The 20,293-nt window shown below is 38.2% G+C and carries 18 protein-coding genes; all 18 read left to right on the forward strand.

The window, feature by feature from the left end; translation table 11 throughout:
• Positions 1-89: 89 nt before the first annotated feature.
• On the forward strand, positions 90-416 hold the full coding sequence (iscA, locus tag DIZ80_06045) for an iron-sulfur cluster assembly protein IscA (protein ID RDH83700.1): 327 nt from the start codon (positions 90-92) through the stop codon (positions 414-416).
• Between the two features lie 41 nt (positions 417-457).
• Positions 458-1,003 (forward strand): Fe-S protein assembly co-chaperone HscB, encoded by a 546-nt coding sequence (gene hscB, locus DIZ80_06050; protein ID RDH83701.1) that lies wholly within the window; start codon positions 458-460, stop codon positions 1,001-1,003.
• Positions 1,003-2,892: a Fe-S protein assembly chaperone HscA gene (gene hscA, locus DIZ80_06055; GenBank protein RDH83702.1), complete on the forward strand. Its 1,890-nt coding sequence runs from the start codon at positions 1,003-1,005 to the stop codon at positions 2,890-2,892. The genes hscB and hscA overlap by 1 nt, the downstream gene beginning before the upstream one ends.
• Before the next feature lie 59 nt (positions 2,893-2,951).
• Positions 2,952-3,290: an ISC system 2Fe-2S type ferredoxin gene (gene fdx / locus DIZ80_06060; GenBank protein ID RDH83703.1), complete on the forward strand. Its 339-nt coding sequence runs from the start codon at positions 2,952-2,954 to the stop codon at positions 3,288-3,290.
• Between the two features lie 20 nt (positions 3,291-3,310).
• On the forward strand, positions 3,311-3,511 hold the full coding sequence (gene iscX, locus DIZ80_06065) for a Fe-S assembly protein IscX (GenBank protein RDH83704.1): 201 nt from the start codon (positions 3,311-3,313) through the stop codon (positions 3,509-3,511).
• 427 nt (positions 3,512-3,938) lie between these two features.
• Positions 3,939-5,021 carry a 23S rRNA (adenine(2503)-C(2))-methyltransferase RlmN gene (rlmN, locus tag DIZ80_06070; protein RDH84110.1) on the forward strand — a complete coding sequence of 361 codons (1,083 nt, stop codon included), beginning with the start codon at positions 3,939-3,941 and terminating at the stop codon, positions 5,019-5,021.
• The gene (locus DIZ80_06075) at positions 5,018-5,785 is read left to right on the forward strand and encodes a type IV pilus biogenesis/stability protein PilW (protein ID RDH83705.1); all 768 of its coding nucleotides are present in this window, start codon (positions 5,018-5,020) and stop codon (positions 5,783-5,785) included. Before rlmN ends, DIZ80_06075 begins: the two co-directional genes overlap by 4 nt.
• Positions 5,782-6,765: a hypothetical protein gene (locus DIZ80_06080; GenBank protein ID RDH83706.1), complete on the forward strand. Its 984-nt coding sequence runs from the start codon at positions 5,782-5,784 to the stop codon at positions 6,763-6,765. The genes DIZ80_06075 and DIZ80_06080 overlap by 4 nt, the downstream gene beginning before the upstream one ends.
• Positions 6,766-6,775: 10 nt before the next feature.
• Positions 6,776-8,065, forward strand: a complete 1,290-nt coding sequence (locus tag DIZ80_06085; GenBank protein RDH83707.1) for a histidine--tRNA ligase — start codon at positions 6,776-6,778, stop codon at positions 8,063-8,065.
• A gap of 21 nt (positions 8,066-8,086) precedes the next feature.
• The gene (locus tag DIZ80_06090) at positions 8,087-8,752 is read left to right on the forward strand and encodes a hypothetical protein (protein ID RDH83708.1); all 666 of its coding nucleotides are present in this window, start codon (positions 8,087-8,089) and stop codon (positions 8,750-8,752) included.
• Positions 8,749-9,891, forward strand: a complete 1,143-nt coding sequence (bamB, locus tag DIZ80_06095) for an outer membrane protein assembly factor BamB (GenBank protein ID RDH83709.1) — start codon at positions 8,749-8,751, stop codon at positions 9,889-9,891. Before DIZ80_06090 ends, bamB begins: the two co-directional genes overlap by 4 nt.
• A gap of 179 nt (positions 9,892-10,070) precedes the next feature.
• Positions 10,071-11,516, forward strand: a complete 1,446-nt coding sequence (locus DIZ80_06100; protein ID RDH83710.1) for a hypothetical protein — start codon at positions 10,071-10,073, stop codon at positions 11,514-11,516.
• Between the two features lie 141 nt (positions 11,517-11,657).
• A complete protein-coding gene (gene der, locus DIZ80_06105) occupies positions 11,658-13,082 on the forward strand; it encodes a ribosome biogenesis GTPase Der (protein ID RDH83711.1) in 1,425 nt (474 codons plus the stop codon).
• 237 nt (positions 13,083-13,319) lie between these two features.
• Positions 13,320-14,423, forward strand: coding sequence for a hypothetical protein (locus DIZ80_06110; protein RDH83712.1), 1,104 nt, complete (start codon positions 13,320-13,322; stop codon positions 14,421-14,423).
• A gap of 118 nt (positions 14,424-14,541) precedes the next feature.
• On the forward strand, positions 14,542-15,435 hold the full coding sequence (locus DIZ80_06115; protein ID RDH83713.1) for a hypothetical protein: 894 nt from the start codon (positions 14,542-14,544) through the stop codon (positions 15,433-15,435).
• A 161-nt stretch (positions 15,436-15,596) separates the two neighbouring features.
• Positions 15,597-17,942: a penicillin-binding protein 1B gene (gene mrcB, locus DIZ80_06120; GenBank protein ID RDH83714.1), complete on the forward strand. Its 2,346-nt coding sequence runs from the start codon at positions 15,597-15,599 to the stop codon at positions 17,940-17,942.
• Positions 17,894-18,355 (forward strand): hypothetical protein, encoded by a 462-nt coding sequence (locus DIZ80_06125; protein RDH83715.1) that lies wholly within the window; start codon positions 17,894-17,896, stop codon positions 18,353-18,355. Before mrcB ends, DIZ80_06125 begins: the two co-directional genes overlap by 49 nt.
• Positions 18,345-20,270, forward strand: coding sequence for a helicase (locus tag DIZ80_06130; GenBank protein RDH83716.1), 1,926 nt, complete (start codon positions 18,345-18,347; stop codon positions 20,268-20,270). Before DIZ80_06125 ends, DIZ80_06130 begins: the two co-directional genes overlap by 11 nt.
• Positions 20,271-20,293: the final 23 nt, after the last annotated feature.

Genomic DNA, 20,293 nt, shown 5'->3' on the forward strand with positions numbered 1-20,293 from the left:
TGCGATCAGTGCTGCGGTTGAAGATTACCTGAATAAAAAATAAGTTTTTAATTTAACGATTGAATTAAATAGCAAACGAGATAGCAGAAATGGCAGTATCAATCACAGAACAGGGCGCTAAGCGTGTAAATGAATTCCTTGCAAATCGTGGTAGCGGAATGGGTGTTCGTCTGGGTGTTAAAACGACCGGTTGTTCTGGTATGGCATATGTTATCGAGTTTGTTGATGATATTAATGCAGACGAAGATGAAACATTTGAAAGCAATGGTGTAACTATTGTTGTTGATAAAAAAAGTCTGGTTTATATCGATGGTACTGAAATGGACTTTGTTAAAGAAGGTTTAAACGAAGGTTTTGCTTTTAATAATCCGAATGAAAAAGATGCCTGTGGTTGTGGTGAGAGCTTTACCGTTTAAACCATACTTACTGTTTTCCTATTAGTTAATCTAAATGCCACATGTCTGATTCAATTTTTAATCAAAATTATTTTGAAATATTTTCTCAGCCGGTTTCTACGCAGCCGGATGTTAATTTATTGAAAGAAAAAAACCGTGAATTACAGCAGCAGGTTCATCCTGATCGTTTTGCTAATAGTTCAGATGCTGAAAAGCGTCAGGCAATGCAGATAACTTCATTAATTAATGAAGCATTTGATACCTTGAAAAATCCGGTTAGCCGGTTGCAGTATATGCTCACCCTTAAAGGTGTTGATATGAATGGTGAAACGGATACTGCAATGGATGGTATTTTTTTAATGGAGCAGATGGAGTTGCGTGAAGAAATTGCAGATGTTCGAAGTCAGGCTGATCCGCTTGAGGTATTAGATGAAATGACAGTAGAGCTTAAGTCGAGATCACTTAAGTTGATATCTGATTTTGAGCTTGTGTTTCAGAAAGATGAACTCGATAGTGGTAGAGAGATTGTGCGTAAATTACAGTTTTTAAATAAAGCTCAAAAAGAAATAAACGAAATTTCCGAAAAAATAGAAGATGAACTAATTTAATGGCCTTATTACAAATATCTGAACCGGGGCAGTCGACAAAACCTCATGAACATAAGTTTGCCATTGGTATTGATTTAGGTACAACTAATTCTCTGGTTGCTTCTGTTAGAAGCGGTAAGGCTGATACATTTCCGGATGCTTCAGGTAATCATTTATTACCGTCTGTTGTTCGTTATACGGCAGACTCAATTGTGGTCGGTTCTGATGCTAAAAAGAATCAGATAGAAGATCCGCTTAACACTGTATCCTCAATTAAGCGATTAATGGGGCGTGGTTCAGAAGACTTAATAACTCAGTTTGAAAATTTAAGTGCAGTAATGCCTTATGAGTTTGCGGTAACAGACTCTGTTGTACCAAAAATAAAAACCGCTGCTGGTGACAAAACAGCGGTTGAAATTTCTGCAGATATTTTAAAAACATTAAAGTATCGCGGTGAAAAAACATTGGGTGATGAGTTGGAAGGTGCGGTAATAACGGTACCGGCCTATTTTGATGATGCACAGCGTCAGGCAACAAAAGATGCTGCAACACTTGCTGGTATTAATGTACTGCGTTTATTAAATGAACCTACAGCGGCAGCTGTTGCTTATGGCCTTGATACCGGTGCTGAAGGTATTGTTGCTGTTTATGATCTAGGTGGTGGCACATTTGATATTTCAATTATGCAGCTTAAAAAAGGTGTGTTTGAAGTATTATCTACCGGTGGAGACAGTGCATTAGGTGGAGATGATTTTGATCACGCTATTGCCGAATGGATAATAAAACAGTCGGGTGTTAAATCTGAAGATTTGAGCGCCGGGTTATTACGTCTTATCCTGAGTGAATCCTGTAAAGCTAAAGAAGCTTTAAGTGAATCGGATAATGTGCAGATCGAAATAAAGTTTTCAAAAGAAAATATCTGGAATGGCGCTTTAGATCGAGATAGTTTAAATGCACTTATTGATCCATTAATTAAAAAATCACTTATGTCATGCCGGCGAGCATTAAGAGACGCTGGAGTTGAAAAAGATCAGGTTGTTGATGTTGTTATGGTTGGTGGATCAACACGTGCATTACGAGTAAGAGAGCAGGTTGGAAATTTTTTCGAAACAGACCCTAAAGTTGATATCGACCCGGATCGCGTTGTTGCAATAGGCGCTGCGATTCAGGCAAATGCTTTAGTTGGTAATGATTCTGAAGGTAACCTGTTGTTAATGGATGTATTGCCATTATCACTCGGCATAGAAACCATGGGTGGTCTTGCTGAAAAAATTATTTCACGTAATACACCTATCCCGGTTTCAAGAGCACAGGAATTCACTACGTATAAAGATGGACAGACAGCGATGGCTGTTCATGTTGTGCAGGGTGAACGTGAGCTGGTTGATGATTGTCGATCGCTTGCAAAGTTTGAATTACGTGGCTTCCCTTCACATGTTGCGGGAGCTGCACGAATAAGAGTAACATTTCAGGTAGATGCGGATGGTTTGTTAAGTGTATCTGCCAGAGAAGAAGTGTCGGGTATTGAAGCCAGTGTTGAAGTTAAGCCTTCCTATGGATTACAGGATTCAGAAATTGAGTCTATGTTAAAAGCCTCCATGGAGTTTGCAGGTGAAGATAAAGACGCACGTAGCCTTCGTGAGCAACAGGTGGAAGCTGATCGTGTGCTAGAAGCGATAGATTCTGCAATGGCGGATGACGGTGAAGAAATGCTTGGGGCTGATGAGCGAGAAAGAATACAGGCTGTTCGAGTAGAGCTGGAACATGCCAGACATAATGCTACTGAAACACAGGAGCTAAAAGATGCCATGGAAAAACTTGAAAAAGTAAGCGCTGATTATGTTGCTCGCAGAATGAATGCCAGTGTACAGAAATCGATGGCTGGACATCAGGTGGAAGAGTTTAAGTAACCTGATGTATTTTAGTTAAACCAGATAATAGAACATTTTATATTTAAAGAGAGATTATAATGCCGCAGATTATTTTTCTGCCACACGAAACACTCTGTCCTGAAGGTGCTGCATTTGATGCTAAGCCAGGGGAAACGGTTTGTGATGCAGCTTTACGTAATGATATTGAAATTGAGCATGCCTGTGAGAAATCATGTGCCTGTACTACCTGCCATGTTTATATACGTGAAGGTATGGATTCATTAAATGAGAATACAGATGATGAAGACGATATGCTTGATAAGGCATGGGGTCTTGATCCTGACTCTCGATTAAGTTGTCAAACTGTAGTGGGGGATACTGACCTGGTTGTTGAGTTACCCAAGTACACCATTAATATGGTCTCAGAAACGCATTAAGTAATTATCAGGAGTTAAAAATGAGCTTAAAATGGATAGATACCCTGGATATCGTATTAGATCTTGATGAAAAGCACCCTGATGTCGATCCGCAATATATCCGTTTTACTGATCTTCATCAGTGGGTATGTGATTTAGAGGAGTTCGATGATGATCCTGAAAAATCCAGTGAACAGATTCTCGAGGCAATTCAGATGACCTGGATTGATGAGAAGGATTAATCTGGTAGCTGTTTACTACTGTAGGAGTGATCTTTAGCTGAAAAATAAAGGCAGTCCGAATCGAGTCGAAAAGCAGCTTAGGTGCTTCACCATCGGGGATAGAACGATGCTTTTTGGCGCTCTGTCCCCTTATTGATGCCATCAAGAGTTGTTGAAGTTGTTCAAAGCTCTGCTAATTCGATCCGAATTACATCCGGGGTCGGAGCTTAAAAAACAAGGTCCAACCCCGGGCTCTATCAAGCATATGTGCATACCACGTATTATTATCGTTAATATCTTTCATATATCACAGAAAACATCACTAAAATCAGTGTTTTATCTAATTAATCGTTTATAATACTCTATTTATATATTAAACGGCTTAGAATCGCCCGAGAATACTGTGAGCACACCTGTAAATTTCCCGCATATCGAAAAAACCAATCTGATGGGGTTAAACCGTCAGGATATGGGCGAGTTTTTCGAAAAATTAGGTGAAAAGCCTTTCCGTGTTTCTCAGGTTACTAAATGGATTCACCAGTTAAATGTCTCTGATTTTGATCAGATGACAAATCTCAGTAAAAAATTACGCGAACAGTTAAAAGAAAAAGCCTGTATAAAGTCACTGGATATAATTGAAGATCAGATATCTACGGATGGTACGCGTAAATGGGCGCTGGGGCTCGAAGATAATAATCGTATTGAAGTTGTTTATATACCTGAAGATGACCGGGGGACACTTTGTATTTCATCTCAGGTTGGCTGTGCACTGGATTGTAGCTTTTGTTCAACTGCCAGACAGGGCTTTAGTCGAAACCTGACGGTTGCTGAAATTTTATCTCAAATCTGGTTAGCTACTCGTTTACTGGATGAAGAGAAAAAGCCTGGTCGTAAAATAACCAATGTTGTTTTGATGGGCATGGGTGAGCCGCTTTTAAACTTTGATAATGTTATGAAAGCAATAGATGTGATGCTCGATGATTTTGCGTATGGTTTAAGTAAACGTAGAGTTACAGTAAGCACGGCGGGTGTTGTGCCTGCTATGGATAAACTTGCAGAACGTCATGATGTGCAGCTGGCTATCTCATTGCATGCAACTCGTGATGAATTGCGCGATGATCTTGTACCTATTAATAAAAAATATAATTTAGAGAAGTTAATACCGGCATGTCAGCGTTTTATGGAAAAACGTTCACCACGTTCAAGGTTAACGATTGAATACGTTATGCTTGCAGGTGTAAATGATACAAAACAGGATGCTGAAGATCTGATTAAAGTGCTCGACGGTATTTCTGTTTTGATAAACCTGATTCCATTTAACCCGTTTCCGGGCTCGGGTTATAAAACATCATCAAATAATGCAGTACATCGTTTTCAGGATGTATTAATGAAAGCCGGTTTGATTACAGTAATCAGAAAAACACGTGGTGAAGATATCGATGCAGCCTGTGGTCAGTTAGTGGGTAAAGTTGAAGATAAAAGCCGACGAGAGAATAAATTTAAAGTACCTAGAATTGGAATGAATACATGATGCGGATGAAGTTTTGGTTTGTGGTTGTTTTGCTTAGTTCTTTGATGGCGTGTGCTTCAACACCGAAAGAGCTGGAAAAAGAAAAAAACGATAAAGAAGCAGCAAGAATTAATGTGAAACTGGCTTCGGGTTATATAAGGCGTGGTGACCTACAGTTTGCACTTGAAAAATTAAAAAAAGCCATTGAGTATGATGATCAGTATGCACCGGGGTTTACATCATTAGCAGTATTAATGACCATGATGGATCGACCAGTTGAAGCAGAAAACTACTATCTTGAAGCTTTAAATATTGATCCCAGAGATCCAAATTTACATAACAATTACGGTACCTTTTTGTGTGGTATAAAAAAATACGATGAAGCAATTGATGAGTTTGAAGCAACTCTGCGTAATCAGTTTTATAAAACACCAGAAGTGGCTCATGCAAATATTGGTTATTGTATATTACAGAGTGAAAAACCCGATTATAAAAAGGCTGAAAAACATCTGCGTAAAGCATTAAAAAGAAAACCTAATATGCCTACCGCTATGTTAGCCATGGGTGAATTAGGTGTGGCCACGAAAAATTATTTAATGGCCAGGGCATATACACAGCGTTTACACTCAATTCAAAAACCTACGTCTGCTAGTATGTGGGTACAAATTCAGGCTGAACATGCATTAGGTGATAAGAAGTATTTTTTACAGGTCTCACGCAAATTACTTGATCAGTTTCCGGATTCAAAAGAAGCCGATAAGTTAATGGAGTTGTCTAATTTATGACGGATAAAAACACAGCTTCAGATAATGTTGAAAATGAAGTGAATGATTTGTTACAAAAAAAGGATTTTGGTTCAGAGTTAAGAAAAGCAAGAGAAAAATCTGGAATGTCTATTTCTGATGTTGCAGATAGTTTACTTATATCTGTTGATATTATAAAAGCAATTGAAAATTCACAGGCTGAAGCCTTGCCCCCTTTAACGTTTACACAGGGTTATATACGAAGTTATGCTCGTATGTTAAATGTTTCAGCTGACGAAATCATTAGTGATTATGCGCAAGTAGCCCCGGATTCTAAACAGTCGTTAACGCCTAATTCTGTATTGCCAGTACAGAAATCCAGTAATGATGCATTGATGAAAATTATCAGTTTTAGTTTTGTGATTTGTGGGCTTATTGTTCTTGTTTTCTGGTTATCTAAAGCTGATTTTAATAATATTGATACGAACATAAAAGATAGTTTGCCTGTATTTAATTCTCCTGAAAAAGATGTAGAGCAGGAACAGATAATAGATATAAATCTAAAAGAAGATCAGGTTTCAGAAGTGATTGAAGTGCCGGATGAAAATGTTGAAGCCGGGGAAGTATCAAAAGAAGTGGCAGTAGAAACATCAGTGATTCAAGAGCAGGTTGACTCTGAATCGCTTGCAGTCGATATTCAGAAAGAACAGAGTCAGTCAGAACAGCATACCATTACTGAATCTATTACAGATGAATTAGTCTTAAGTGCACTGGGTGAATCATGGTGTGAAATAGAAGATTCAACGGGTAAGAGAATGTTTTATCAGTTGCTTAATAGAGGTCAGGAAATCAGATTATCTGGTGTTGCTCCATTTACTGTCTTTTTGGGGAATGCGCCTAAAGTTCGTGTTGAAATTAATAATAAAATAGTCGATTTCGAGAGTTTAATAAATAAAACTAGTAATATTGCCAGCATAGAGATTAGTAAAAATGCTGCAGTAATTAGTTTATCTAATCGTTAATAATAATTGTATGACAAATAAAACAAAACCCGCAAAAGTAAATAAGATTCAAAGTATCAGGGGTATGCATGATGTACTTCCCGAACAGTCGCCACTTTGGCAATTTTTTGAATCGACTGTAAAAAAACTATTACAAAGTTATGCTTACAGTGAAATTCGTATGCCTGTCGTTGAATCTACGGATCTTTTCTGTCGCTCTATTGGTGAGGTTACCGATATTGTTGAAAAGGAAATGTATACATTTGAGGACCGTAATGGTGATAGCCTCACTTTGCGTCCTGAGGGAACGGCAAGTTGCGTGCGTTCAGGTATACAACATGGCCTGTTTCATAATCAGCAACAACGACTCTGGTATATGGGGCCAATGTTCAGGCATGAACGTCCACAAAAAGGGCGTTATCGCCAGTTCCACCAGGTAGGCATTGAAACATTTGGTATGTCGAGTGCTGATATTGATGCTGAGCTCATATTGATGTCTGCACGGTTATGGAAACTTCTGGGAATTAAAGATGTACGGCTCGAACTCAATACATTGGGTACATCCGAGTCTCGTGCAGCTTATCGTCAGGTTCTTGTTGATTATTTGAATCAGCATAAAGAAATTTTAGATGAAGATTCTCTGCGTCGACTGGAGTCTAATCCATTACGTATCCTGGATAGTAAAAACCCGGCTATGCAGGAGATGATAGACGCTGCTCCTGATCTGATGGATTATCTGGATGAAGAATCTAAGGATCACTTTAAACAGTTAACAACAATGCTGGATAATGCCGGTATTGAATATAATATTAATTCACGGCTTGTAAGAGGGCTTGATTACTATTGCAAAACCGTATTTGAATGGGTGACAGATTCATTGGGTGCCCAGGGTACAATTTGTGCTGGTGGCCGATATGATGGTCTTGTTCAGCAGCTGGGTGGTAGAGAAACACCAGCAGCAGGTTTTGCAATGGGAATAGAGCGTATACTATCGTTACTTGAAGATGCTGGCATGCAGGTAGATAATACGCCAGATATTTATATAGTATTGCAGGGTGATGATGCGCAACTTCAAGGCTTGTCGTTTGTCGAATCACTGCGTGATCAATTACCTGATATTAATATTCAGACAAATTGTGGTGGTGGTGCTTTTAAAGGCCAGATTAAAAAAGCCGATAAGTCAGGTGCAAAAATAGCACTGATAATGGGCGATGATGAGGTGGCTAATAATACCGTAAGTATTAAATTATTACGTGAAAAAGCTGAGCAAATTACTGTTACACACTCTGAGTTGGTAGCAGCAATAAACAAAATTTTATAAATTTAAATATTAGAGATAATTATGGATTACGAAACTGAAGAACAACAACTTGAAGCTATTAAAAAATGGTGGAAAGAAAATTCAAGTACAGTTGTTATGGGGATTGCAGTTGGTGTGGCATCTATATTTGGCTGGCAGTTTTATCAGACTGATAGTATCAACCATACAGAACAGGCCAGTGTACTTTATGAGCAGGTTTTGATTCAGTCTGAAAACCCGTCAAAAATAAATGATCAACTAGCAAGTGTTAATCAGTTAGAAGCTGAATTTAAAGATACACCTTATGCAAGTTTATCTGCGCTGATTATAGCTAAGCAGCATATTGCTGCTGGTCAGGATGATAAAGCACAGCAACAGTACCAGTGGGTTATCGAGAATGCGAATCAGGATGAATTGAAATATCTTGCAAAAATCCGACTGTCACGTTTATTGCTTACAAATCAGCAGCACGACAAAGCTTTAGTCCTGCTAAATGAAACATATCCAGAAAATTTTAATGCAATGGTGATGGAGCTTAAGGGCGATGTGTTATCGACTCAGGGCAATAAAGCTGAAGCAAAGAAAGCATATCTGGAAGCATTGTCATTTAGTAAATCACCTAATCGATGGTTGCAGCTTAAAATTGATGATATTGGTGGTAGCGCCGTAGATTCTAAAGCATCAACAGGTACTGAACCGTCAGCATGATTCGTGTAATTATTGTTTTTCTAAGCGCTTTTCTTGTTTCAGCCTGTGGTGATTCTGATAACTCTGAGCCACCCGCTGAACTTGTTGATTTCGAAGAAACGCTTGATATCAATGAGTTGTGGAGTGTTGATACCGGAAGTGGTGTAGATCAACTGTTTGTTAAGTTATTTCCACTCATACTTGATGATAAAGTTATTGTAACTGACCGAACGGGTTATGTTTCTGCTTACGATTTAAATTCAGGTGATAAACTCTGGGATACAGAGCTTAATCTGACAGTTAGCGGTGGTGTTGGCGGTAATAACACTCATTTAGTTATAACAAGCCGCAATGGTCATGTTATTTTACTCAATTCTAAGGGAGAATTAATCTGGAAGGTCGATGCTTCTTCAGAGGTGTTAATGCCTGCACAGATTGCCGGTAACTTAATAATAATACGTTCTGTTGATGGAAGAATATCTGGATTAAGCCTGGCAGATGGAAGTGAAAAGTGGACTTATAAACGTGATGTTCCAGCATTGAGTTTACGTGGTAATAGTGTACCGATTATTAAACAGGGTTACATATTTAATGGTCTTGATAATGGTCGTCTGGTAACGCTTGATTTATTAGACGGGCATACCGTTTTTGATCTGGCTGTAGCATCTCCTAGTGGACGATCTGAATTAGAGCGCCTTGTTGATATTGATGGGCATGCGGAGATAGTGCGCGATATACTATATATGAGTAGTTATCAGGGGCGTATTGTCTCTATTGATATTAGAAGAGGGCAGTTAAGCTGGAGTCGTAAACTGTCAACTTATAGTGGAGTTAGTCATTCAGGTTCCGGTTTGTTTATTAGTGATGATAAAGATTCTATCTGGAGTCTGGATTCAACAAATGGCGCTACATTATGGAAGCAGGATAAACTAAAAGCACGGGCGATTACCCGTCCGATTGCTATAAAAAACTCTATTGTGGTTGCCGATTATGAAGGTTATCTACATTTTTTATCTCCTTTTGATGGACATTTTCAGGCCAGAATCGAAACCGATGACTCGGGTATCATTATCCCGCCTATAGAGCATAATGGGCGTTTGTATGTTATTACTCGTGATGGAGAGTTATCTGCTTTTGAAATTGAAGCAATACAGGATTGAAGTATAAAAGTCTGACAGCCTTTAGCTAAACCCTGTTAAGGTGATTTGCTATGTAATGGTAAATACTGGCTGCATCAATATTTTTTGCCTATAATCTTTAAAAATCGAAGTATATCCAGTTGAATCAACTTCTAACTGATTTGTTTGTCTGGATTAATAATAATTATAAAAGGATAAATATGAGCACAAAAAAAATCAGTATCTCTGAAATATTATTATGGCTATGTGTCTTAGTTTTAATAATGATCTCTCTTACCCCCTTTGCGCTTGGTTTTAAAATAAAATCAGATTATGCCGCATTAATTAATAACCTTTCTGACGTGTCGCAGCTAGATTTTGAACTGGTTCAATATGAGCAAGGGTTATTTTCATCTGAAGCAATATTGGCGGTCACTATTCCAAATATGCCGGAACAGATTCAGTTTAAAGAGCAGATTATTCATGGGCCTGTTTATTTTGGTTTATTGAGTCAGGGTAAATCTCCACTGGCTGCAGCAGTTGTGAAAGGTCAGTTAGATGTTTCTCCATCTCAACAACCAATGATTGAGAAAATATTCTCTGATAATAACCCGCTTGTATATCAAACTATCATTGATTTTTCTGGTGAGGTTAATGCTCAGTTTTATATTCCTGCTGTAGATACTCAGTTTGAAGATGAATTTGGCCCTGTGAATATTCAGTCTGGTGGTCTTATTATGAATGAACATTTTTCATCTATAACTGGCCAGATCAAGGGTGATATTCAGATTCCAGCATTTAAGGTTAAATCTGAATTATTAACCATGAGCGCTGAATCTATAGCAATGAGTTTTTCAGGTGCTATGGGTGGCAATGACATCATGATGGGTGATTCAGTTGTATCAATGAGTTTACTTGATATGGATTCCGGTGATGATCAATTTGCTTTACGTGATTTGGTTGTACGATCTGTATCTTCTGAGAATGCAGGTTTGATTAATTCTAATAGTCGAATAGAAGCGCGTGAGTTACTGGCATCCAATCAGAAATTTGGGCCTTTAGTGTTAAATATCAGTGTTAATGGTATCAATGCTGAAAGCTTAAATCAGTTACAGGAAATTCAGGCAGACGTTGATGAAAAGCTTCAACAGGGTTTACCGCCTGAGCAGGTTAATGCCATGATGACTGGACAGATTATGGGTATAGTTCCAGACTTAATAAAGCAGGCTGAAGTTAAAATTAATCCATTAAGTGTGAATAGTGAGTTGGGTAAACTGGAAGCAGATCTGGATTTTACTCTCGATGGAATTGATTCAGATACACCGGCCGATCCTGCATTTTTACTGGGCGCAATCAGTCTTGATTTTAATGTATCAATTGATGAGACGTTATTGAAACAGTTTATTACCTGGGAGCTTGAAAATAACCAGCAAACAGATGTCTATCTTGGTTCTGAGTTAAGTAAAAAAACAGAGTCTGAAGTGCCAGTAGATCAGAAAGTATCTGAAAACATTCAGGGTATGTTAGACGAGAACTGGATAGTCATGAATGAAGGTGTTTATCTGACTAAAATTAGCATGCACCAGGGTGAATTGATTATTAATGATAAAGCGGTTGATCCAATGCAACAAATCATGTCTACCATGGGTGGTGGAGCGACTCCTTAATAACATTGATCATTGCTGTGTTGTCAGGATATCTAACGGATTTGATATAATTCTGATTCAGTCACTAATATACGTTAAAATACAAACAAGGGGCCTGTTACAGGCCCCTTGTTGTTTATTGTTATCTTCTGGAAAAATTCTATGTTACCTGTAATTGCGCTTGTTGGACGTCCCAATGTTGGAAAATCCACACTGTTTAATGTATTAACGAAAAGCCGTGATGCGCTGGTTGCAGATTACCCGGGTTTAACACGTGACCGTAAATATGGTCATGGTCAGTACAATGAAAATAGCTATATATTGATTGATACGGGTGGTTTAAGTGGTGAGTCAGAAGAGATTGATGAGCATATGGCTCGTCAGACACTGTTAGCAATAGACGAGGCTAACATCGTCCTGTTTATGGTTGATGGCCGATCAGGTATTACCGCTGCGGATGAGGGTATTGCAAGGCAAATTCGTCGCCTTGGTAAAAATATACATCTGGTAATAAATAAAACAGATGGTATTGATGTTGACACCGCTCAGAATGATTTTGCCAGTCTTGGCTTTCCAGAATCTTATCCTATTGCGGCTGCACACAAAAAGGGTGTAACACAACTGGTTGAGAATTTACTCGCTGACTGGCCTGAATGGGAAGAGGATCTTGATAATAAATATAGTGGCATCCGGGTGGCCATTGCAGGCAAACCGAATGTGGGTAAATCGACTCTAATTAACAGAATGTTAGGTGAAGAGCGTGTTGTTGTGATGGATATGCCCGGCACAACGAGAGACAGTATCTATATTCCTTTTGAGCATGATGGCCAGGAATATACATTGATTGATACAGCAGGTGTAAGGCGTCAGAAGAAAGTTAAAGAAACCGTTGAAAAATTCAGTGTGATAAAAACATTGCAGGCTGTTGATCAGTCAAATGTAACAGTCATTATGATTGATGCAAGAGAGGGCATAACTGATCAGGACTTACATCTTCTTGGTTATGCGATAGATTCTGGTCGAGCACTTTTAATTGTGGTTAATAAGTGGGACGGTATTGAAGATTATAAAAAAGATGAAATAAAGGAAGAGCTGGAGCGCCGCCTTAGTTTTGTTCAGTTTGCGGATATTTATTTTATATCTGCTTTACATGGATCGAATGTAGGTCTTCTTTACCGGGCAATTAATAAAGCGTATGCGTCTGCCTTTAAAGATATGTCTACCTCAGAATTAACTCGTATTCTTGATAACGCGGTACAGGCACATCAGCCACCGACTATGAGGGGGCGACGAATTAAATTACGCTATGCGCATCAGGGGGGTAAAAATCCACCTATCGTAGTCATTCATGGTAATCAGACTGATTTATTACCCAAGTCTTATACCCGATACCTGATGAACCATTTTATTGAAGCTCTAAAGCTTATTGGTACACCAATGAGAATGGAGTTTAAAACCAGTGATAATCCTTATGCGAAGCGATCTAATCCTCGTGCACCTGCTAAAAAACCTGGAAAAACACCTTTTAAGAAAACAATTAAGAAAAAAAATAAGGTAAAAACCAGAGAGCATGCCCGCCATAAATAATTATATTCGAATGTACTAAGTTGTTTTAAATCAACATGTTACCGCTTCTTTGTGTAAAGTATTTTCAATAAAAGCGTTAGTGTTTTGATTTATTATGAATATATATTATGTAATGCTTATTTGACCTATTCTATTTTATTATCTATATTCGGATTAATTCTAATAATTTCAGATGTATACAGACTCTTTTTAAATACTAAATTAGTATTTGATAAATAACAATAACGAGGCTATAGAATGAAAAGAGCAATAATTCCGGTTGCCATCGCGGCAGCATTAAGCTTTTCACAACAGGCTAATGCCCTTGAATGGGATGGATTCTTAACAGCGGGTTTTTCAGTGCATGATCAGGAAGATGCAACTTATCTTGATACCATTACAGATGATGTACGTTTTGATAATGACTCAAAATTCGGTTTACAGGTGACAGCTGATGTTGCTGAGAATATGCAGGTTGTAGCTCAGATTTTAGCTGCAGGTTCAGATGAAAATTTTGATCTTGATGTTGAATGGGCATATCTAGACTGGGTTTTTAACGATACATTTAGTTTGCGAGGCGGTAAGGTAAAAGAACCAGTATTTTTGATATCAGATTATATAGAAGTGGGTTATGCATATCCCTGGATTCGACCACCTCAAGAGGTTTATCGAAACAATCCAATAAACACAATTAATGGCTTAGAAGCGCTTGTGCAAATGGATGTTGCTGGAATGGGATTAACTATTCAGCCATATATTGGTTCAAATACTGAAGGTGTTCCAGGGACTAATGGAGCAGTACAATTCGAGGCTACAAATTTTTATGGTGCTGCTATTCAACTAGCATCTCGTACCTTTACTTTTCAGGTCAGTTTATTACAGACGGACGTAGAAACAATTAATGTAAGCGGTAATCCAGCATTTAATCCTTTTGCAGCTGTTGGTGATGCGCAGTTAATTAGTGCTGGCCTTTCTACAGATATAAACAACTTTGTAGGTTATGCTGAATTTGTTACACGTGATATTTCAGATCAGGCGATGGAAGCTATCTTCCCTGATCAGGATGCCTGGTATGTAACAGTGGGTTATCGTATGGGTAATTTTATGCCTCACTTAACGGTTGCTAATTCTGAAGCCGAGCCTCTAGCTTCACTTGGTGCTAACCCTGGTGTATCTCAGGACTCAGTCACACTAGGATTACGTTACGAAATTAATGACAGTGCTGCATTTAAATTCGAAGTTCAGTCAATTGAGCCTGATCTAGCAGCCGGTAGTGTTGGTTTACTGAGTAATACACCGACTGATTTCGTACCAGGTGACAGTGTGACTTTAATCAGTGCAGCGGTTGATGTTATTTTCTAAATAACATTGATTAAAATAAAAATTATTATAACGAAATACAGTTAAGTAGAACTCTCCATAAATGACTATGGAGAGTTATCACGAAAAGGATTTCAATTGTTTGTGGAATATGTGATATATGCGAACTCTATTTATCTCCATTTTTAAAATAAGCCTGATTTTTGGCTTGTTAGTGCCAGTAACTTCATTTGCTGAAATGCCTATTTATTTCTCTGATGTATCTGCTGGTATCTTTCGGTTTCAGATAAAACTGGCTGAGCAGGGTAACCCTGAAGCACAATATAAAGTCGGTGAAATGTTTGAAATGGGCACGGGTGTTTCTAAAGATGCTCAGAAAGCCCAGGTCTGGTTTGAGAAGGCTGCAGCTCAGGGACATAAAAAGTCCGGCTATAAGTTACTCTATCTTGAAATTCAATCAAACGGTTTAAATGATTTTACCAAGTCTCAATTAGGTAAATTGCGACAGGAAGCTGCTTCTGGTAGTGCTAATGCGCAGTATTTTCTGGGTAAAATGTACTCTGCAGGGGTGGGTGTTCCTAAAAGTCTGAATAATGCCTTAACCTGGTTAAATAAAGCTACGTTTAATGGTGTACCTGAGGCAGAGCACGAAGCAATAAGTGTAGAAGAGGAATTAGCACGCATAAGAGAAAGAGAAGCTAAAAAACGTGCAGGTGCGCTAGAAGCATCTAAAAAACGTAAAGCTGAAGATGCGCGTCTAAAAGCAGTAAAACAAAAAGAAGACGAAAAGAAACGAAAAGCGGCAGCCGCAAAACGTAAATCTAATAAAGATGCTGAAGCAAGACGAACGTCTGAACAACGTAGGCGACTTGAAGAAGACAGAAAAGCGATTGCTGATGAAAAAGCCCAGTTAGAAAGAGATCGTCGGGCTGCAGATGCTGAAAAAGCCAGAAAAGCTAAAAAAGAAAAAGATGCAAAAGCAAAAGAAAAAGCATCATTTGAGTCTGATCCCTGTAAAGGTAAGTCAGCCAGGTTCCTGTCTACCTGTAGGTAGGTAAGCATTTAAAACGTTATAATTAAAAAGGGTATCGTAAGATACCCTTTTTTGTGGCTTGCATAACAAGTTTTAATATCACTCATTTAGAATATGTTACTCATATTAAATTACCTGTATTATGTGCTTTTATCTAAAAAGTCCTTTCAAGACACTCTCCTATGTCAAAAAAGAAACAATCAGTACGTAAAAATAGCCCTAAAAAGAAAAAATCAAAGAAACCCCAGAAAAGAACAGGAATATTAAAGTTAGTTTCAAACAGGTATTCAGTTTCTTTTTTTATAATTCTGCTGCTTGCCTTTGCAAGTTATCTTGTATATCTGAATATTAAAATTACAGATAAAATGTCTGGCCGTATCTGGTCGTTGCCTTCCCATGTATATGCTCGCCCTTTAGAGTTATATCAGGGTAAATCTATATCTATCAAACAATTCAAAACAGAATTAAAGCAAACAGGTTATATACAGGTTAGTAATCGACCTACAAAGGAAGGTCAGTATCGCATTTTAAATAATTCTCACTTTGAATTAATTAGTCGTGATTTTGCATACTGGGATGGTTTACAAAAATCTCAGGGAATTAGATTAAGCATTTATAACGATCAGATAAGTGCTTTACATAAACTTTACTCAGATGAAAGTCTGGCTCTTTTTAGAATGGAACCAGTCAGAATTGCAGGTATATATCCTTCTACCAAACAGGATCGACAGTTAATTAAACTGGATGAGGTTCCTGACGATCTTGTACTTGCTTTATTAGCTGTCGAAGACAGGCGTTTTTACCAGCATTGGGGGCTGGATCCGCGTTCAATCATAAGGGCGATGCTGGCTAATATTATGGCTGGAGGAACAGTGCAGGGTGGAAGCACACTGACACAGCAATTGGTTAAAAATCTTTTTCTATCACCTGAGCGAACACTAACAAGAAAAATTAATGAAGCCTTAATGGCTTTATTGTTAGAAATTAATTATGACAAATCTGTGATTTTAGAAACTTATATAAATGAGGTGTACCTAGGGCAGAATGGTGCACAACAGATTCACGGTTTTGAACTGGCTAGCCAGTATTATTTTGCGAGTTCATTAAAAAAATTAAGACGTGATCAAATGGCTATGCTGGTAGGGCTTGTAAAGGGGCCTTCATGGTATGCACCAAGGAGACATGAGAAAAGAGCCAAAGAAAGGCGTAATCAGGTTTTAAAGTTAATGCTTGAGCAGGGGGCATTAAGTCAGGCTCAATTAAATAAATACGTTGCCTTAAATTTAGACCTTGCCAATAAACCACGTTTTTCAGCTAATAAGTTTCCTGCATTAATTGATCTTGTTAAGCGTCAGTTAAAACGTGATTATGATGATAGTGATTTAAAATCATCTGGTTTGAAAATATTTACCAGTATTGATCCGCTGATACAGGCTAAGGCTGAATCGAGTGTAAGTCGTGTAATCAAACAGTTAGAAAAAGATAACAAATCGGTTTCAAATTTACAGACGTCCCTGATTGTAGCTTCAAGCCAGCAGGGTGAAGTTCAGGCAATGGTTTCAGATAGAAAGCCTGACTATCCCGGTTTTAACCGGTCTTTAGATGCTGTACGTCAAATCGGTTCATTAATTAAACCGGCTATTTATTTAACAGCTTTGCAACAACCGGAAAAGTATACTCTGGCAAGTTCACTCGATGACAGTCCATTACACATAAAAACGTCTAAAGATAAAATATGGTCACCGCAGAATTACGATAAGAAATTCACCGGTGATATTTTGTTAATAGATGCACTTATAAAATCACGAAATGTACCAACAGTACGTCTGGGTCTGGATGTGGGGTTGTCAGATATATCTGATACATTACATAATCTGGGTGTTAATAGAAAAATTCCTGCTTATCCGTCTATGACATTGGGTGCGTTTAGTTTGTCACCTTTTGAAGTGGCTAATATGTATCAGACATATGCTGCAAATGGATTTAATGTTCCATTAAAAGTCATACGTGAGGTGTTGAATAAAGATGCATTGCCTTTAAAACGTTATCCATTAAAATCGAAAAAAGCAATAGATGAGCGAGCTGTTTTTCTGGTTAATCATGCTCTTCATGAAGTTACTCAATCAGGAACAGCAAAGTCTCTTGCAAATACATTACAGCCATCTGTGGCTGGTAAAACAGGCACAACAGATGATTTGCGTGATAGCTGGTTCGCCGGTTTTTCTGATGATAAATTAGCTGTTGTCTGGATAGGTCGAGATGATAATGGTAGTACTGGGTTAACAGGTTCATCTGGAGCGCTTAGAATCTGGGCTGACCTGTTCAGTCATCTGGATACACAAAGCCTGACTCTAAGTCCGCCTGAAGGTATTAATAATCAATGGATTGATGGGATAAGTGGTGGTTTATCTAATAAAAATTGTCTGGGTGCGGTAGAATTGCCCTTTATTCAAGGGTCAGAGCCTACAGAGAAAGCCGAATGCAAATCAGCCGGATTTATCGAGCAAATCAAACGTTTCTTCAATTAAAGTCTATTTTACTGTTTGTATTATTTCAGTCAGCATTGATGTGCTTGCCCGGTTGCAGTCCGGTGTCAACGAATGTGAAATCAGTTAATAGTATTTTGCCAGTATCTGATAGTAGCAATTTGCCAGAAGTGATTAAATCATTACTGTCGCAGTCCGATGTGCAATATACAAAAAATGATTTGTCAGGTGCATTAGTGACCCTTGAAAGAGCGATTCGTATTAATCCTCGTTATGCCGAAGTCTGGTCTCGTATGGCGCAGGTTTATTTAAAACAGGGTGATTATGAACAGGCGAAGCAACATGCTAAACGATCTAATAGCGTTATTAAAAATAATATACGGTTAAAAGACTTTAATAATCAAATTATCATTCAACAATCAAATAACATAATTCAGGAGCAATCTGGTGAGTAAGTCTTCTGATCTATTAAGTGAGCAGGGTGTGTTTGCAGAGCTGCTTGATGGTTTTACTGCTCGTTCTGGACAGCAGGCTTTAAGCTCTGCGATTGAAAAGGTTATTGATAAAAAGAAAGTGCTCATTGCGGAAGCGGGTACGGGTATAGGTAAAACATTTGCTTACCTGGTTCCGGCAATTATTTCGAATCGTAAAGTAATTATTTCTACTGGCACAAGACATTTGCAGGATCAGTTATTTCATACAGATATTCCGCTGGTAAAAAAAGCCTTAAAAATAGATTTACCCTGTTCTTTATTAAAAGGACGTTCAAATTATCTGTGTAAATATCGTCTCAATATTGCGCACCAGCAGGCATTTCTAACGCGTGAAACACAGGATCATTTATCAAGAATTCGACAATGGTCTAAATTAACTTATAGTGGTGATCTGGCAGAAATGTCAGAGATTTCTGAGGATGCCAGAGTCTGGCCTATTGTCACATCGACTCCTGATAATTGTCTGGGGGGCGAATGTACTGATTATTCAGAGTGTTTTGTAGTTAAAGCACGAAAAGATGCTCAGGAAGCAGACGTAGTGGTTGTTAACCATCATCTTTTATTGGCTGATATGGCAATAAAAGAAGAAGGCTTTGGTGAATTATTACCTGCGGCTGAAACTTTTATTATAGATGAAGCGCATCAGTTACCAGAAGTTGCTTCTCGTTTTTTTGGAAAAGGATCAAGTAGCAGACAGATAAATAATTTGATTAGTGACTGTATAGCTGAACAGGTAAAAGACGCACCTGAAGTAACAGAAATTCGTGATGCCTGTGATGAATTAAAAACGAAAATGGCTCAGTTCCGGCTTGCTTTCGGAACAGATAATCAACGCGATAGCTGGGCTAAAATAAGGTATAAACCTGCTCTGCAAAAAGCCAAAGAAAACCTTTTAAGTGATTTTCAGAATCTAACGGATATTCTTCAGGATGTAGCAGATAGAGGAAAAGGCCTGGAGCAGTGCGCTGTTCGATGTCTGGAAATTTTTCAGGCATTTAATGCTTATGGCGAAGAAGCATCTGATGAAATTACATCAATTTTCTGGTACGAAACATACAGCAAAGGTTTTGTTTTACATTCTACTCCTATCGATATAGCTGCATTATTTAAACAACAACGAGATGCTTTACCCGGTAGCTGGATTTTTACTTCTGCAACACTGGAAGTTGGTCATGATTTTGATCACTTTGCTCAGCGTTTAGGGCTTGATTCATATGAGCAAGGTAACTGGAATAGTCCCTTTGATTATCAGCAACAATCATTACTGTTTTTACCTGAAGATTTACCTGAACCTTCGAATTTCGATTACACAGAAAAATTAATACAAAAGGCAATACCGGTATTACAGGCTAGTAAGGGACGCGCATTTTTATTGTTCACCAGTTACCGTGCACTTAATGAAGCCGCTAAACTATTAGAAAGAAAAGTAGATTACCCAATTTTAATTCAGGGTAGTTTACCCAAGCACCAGTTACTCGAAAAATTTAGAGAGCTGGGCAATGCTATTTTACTTGGTACGAGTAGTTTCTGGGAAGGTGTTGATGTTAGAGGTGAGGCATTGTCTTGCGTTATTATAGATAAATTACCTTTTGCATCCCCCGGTGATCCTGTCATGCAGGCGAGGTTAGAAGGTATTCGTAAGCAGGGTGGCAACCCCTTTATGGATTATCAGTTACCTCAGGCTGTGATTTCCCTTAAGCAGGGTGCGGGACGATTAATTAGAGATATGAAAGATTATGGTGTTCTTATGATTGGTGATAACCGTCTTAAAACTAAACGTTACGGAAAAGTGTTTATTGAAAGTTTACCTGATATGCCACGTAGTAATCGATTAGAAGATGTTCAGGCATTTTATCAATCATGGGATGATAGTTAATTGTTATTGAGCCTTTAATAAGT

Origin of the sequence: endosymbiont of Galathealinum brachiosum (assembly GCA_003349885.1) — a bacterium.
Lineage (GTDB): Bacteria > Pseudomonadota > Gammaproteobacteria > SZUA-229 > SZUA-229 > SZUA-229.

Excerpts from the sequence above, each read along its gene's own strand:
- iscA (RDH83700.1), top strand. The coding sequence starts at position 90 with ATGGCAGTATCAATCACAGAACAGGGCGCTAAGCGTGTAAATGAATTC.
- hscB (RDH83701.1), top strand. The coding sequence starts at position 458 with ATGTCTGATTCAATTTTTAATCAAAATTATTTTGAAATATTTTCTCAG.
- hscA (RDH83702.1), top strand. The coding sequence starts at position 1,003 with ATGGCCTTATTACAAATATCTGAACCGGGGCAGTCGACAAAACCTCAT.
- fdx (RDH83703.1), top strand. The coding sequence starts at position 2,952 with ATGCCGCAGATTATTTTTCTGCCACACGAAACACTCTGTCCTGAAGGT.
- iscX (RDH83704.1), top strand. The coding sequence starts at position 3,311 with ATGAGCTTAAAATGGATAGATACCCTGGATATCGTATTAGATCTTGAT.
- rlmN (RDH84110.1), top strand. The coding sequence starts at position 3,939 with ATGGGGTTAAACCGTCAGGATATGGGCGAGTTTTTCGAAAAATTAGGT.
- DIZ80_06075 (RDH83705.1), top strand. The coding sequence starts at position 5,018 with ATGATGCGGATGAAGTTTTGGTTTGTGGTTGTTTTGCTTAGTTCTTTG.
- DIZ80_06080 (RDH83706.1), top strand. The coding sequence starts at position 5,782 with ATGACGGATAAAAACACAGCTTCAGATAATGTTGAAAATGAAGTGAAT.
- DIZ80_06085 (RDH83707.1), top strand. The coding sequence starts at position 6,776 with ATGACAAATAAAACAAAACCCGCAAAAGTAAATAAGATTCAAAGTATC.
- DIZ80_06090 (RDH83708.1), top strand. The coding sequence starts at position 8,087 with ATGGATTACGAAACTGAAGAACAACAACTTGAAGCTATTAAAAAATGG.
- bamB (RDH83709.1), top strand. The coding sequence starts at position 8,749 with ATGATTCGTGTAATTATTGTTTTTCTAAGCGCTTTTCTTGTTTCAGCC.
- DIZ80_06100 (RDH83710.1), top strand. The coding sequence starts at position 10,071 with ATGAGCACAAAAAAAATCAGTATCTCTGAAATATTATTATGGCTATGT.
- der (RDH83711.1), top strand. The coding sequence starts at position 11,658 with ATGTTACCTGTAATTGCGCTTGTTGGACGTCCCAATGTTGGAAAATCC.
- DIZ80_06110 (RDH83712.1), top strand. The coding sequence starts at position 13,320 with ATGAAAAGAGCAATAATTCCGGTTGCCATCGCGGCAGCATTAAGCTTT.
- DIZ80_06115 (RDH83713.1), top strand. The coding sequence starts at position 14,542 with ATGCGAACTCTATTTATCTCCATTTTTAAAATAAGCCTGATTTTTGGC.
- mrcB (RDH83714.1), top strand. The coding sequence starts at position 15,597 with ATGTCAAAAAAGAAACAATCAGTACGTAAAAATAGCCCTAAAAAGAAA.
- DIZ80_06125 (RDH83715.1), top strand. The coding sequence starts at position 17,894 with ATGCAAATCAGCCGGATTTATCGAGCAAATCAAACGTTTCTTCAATTA.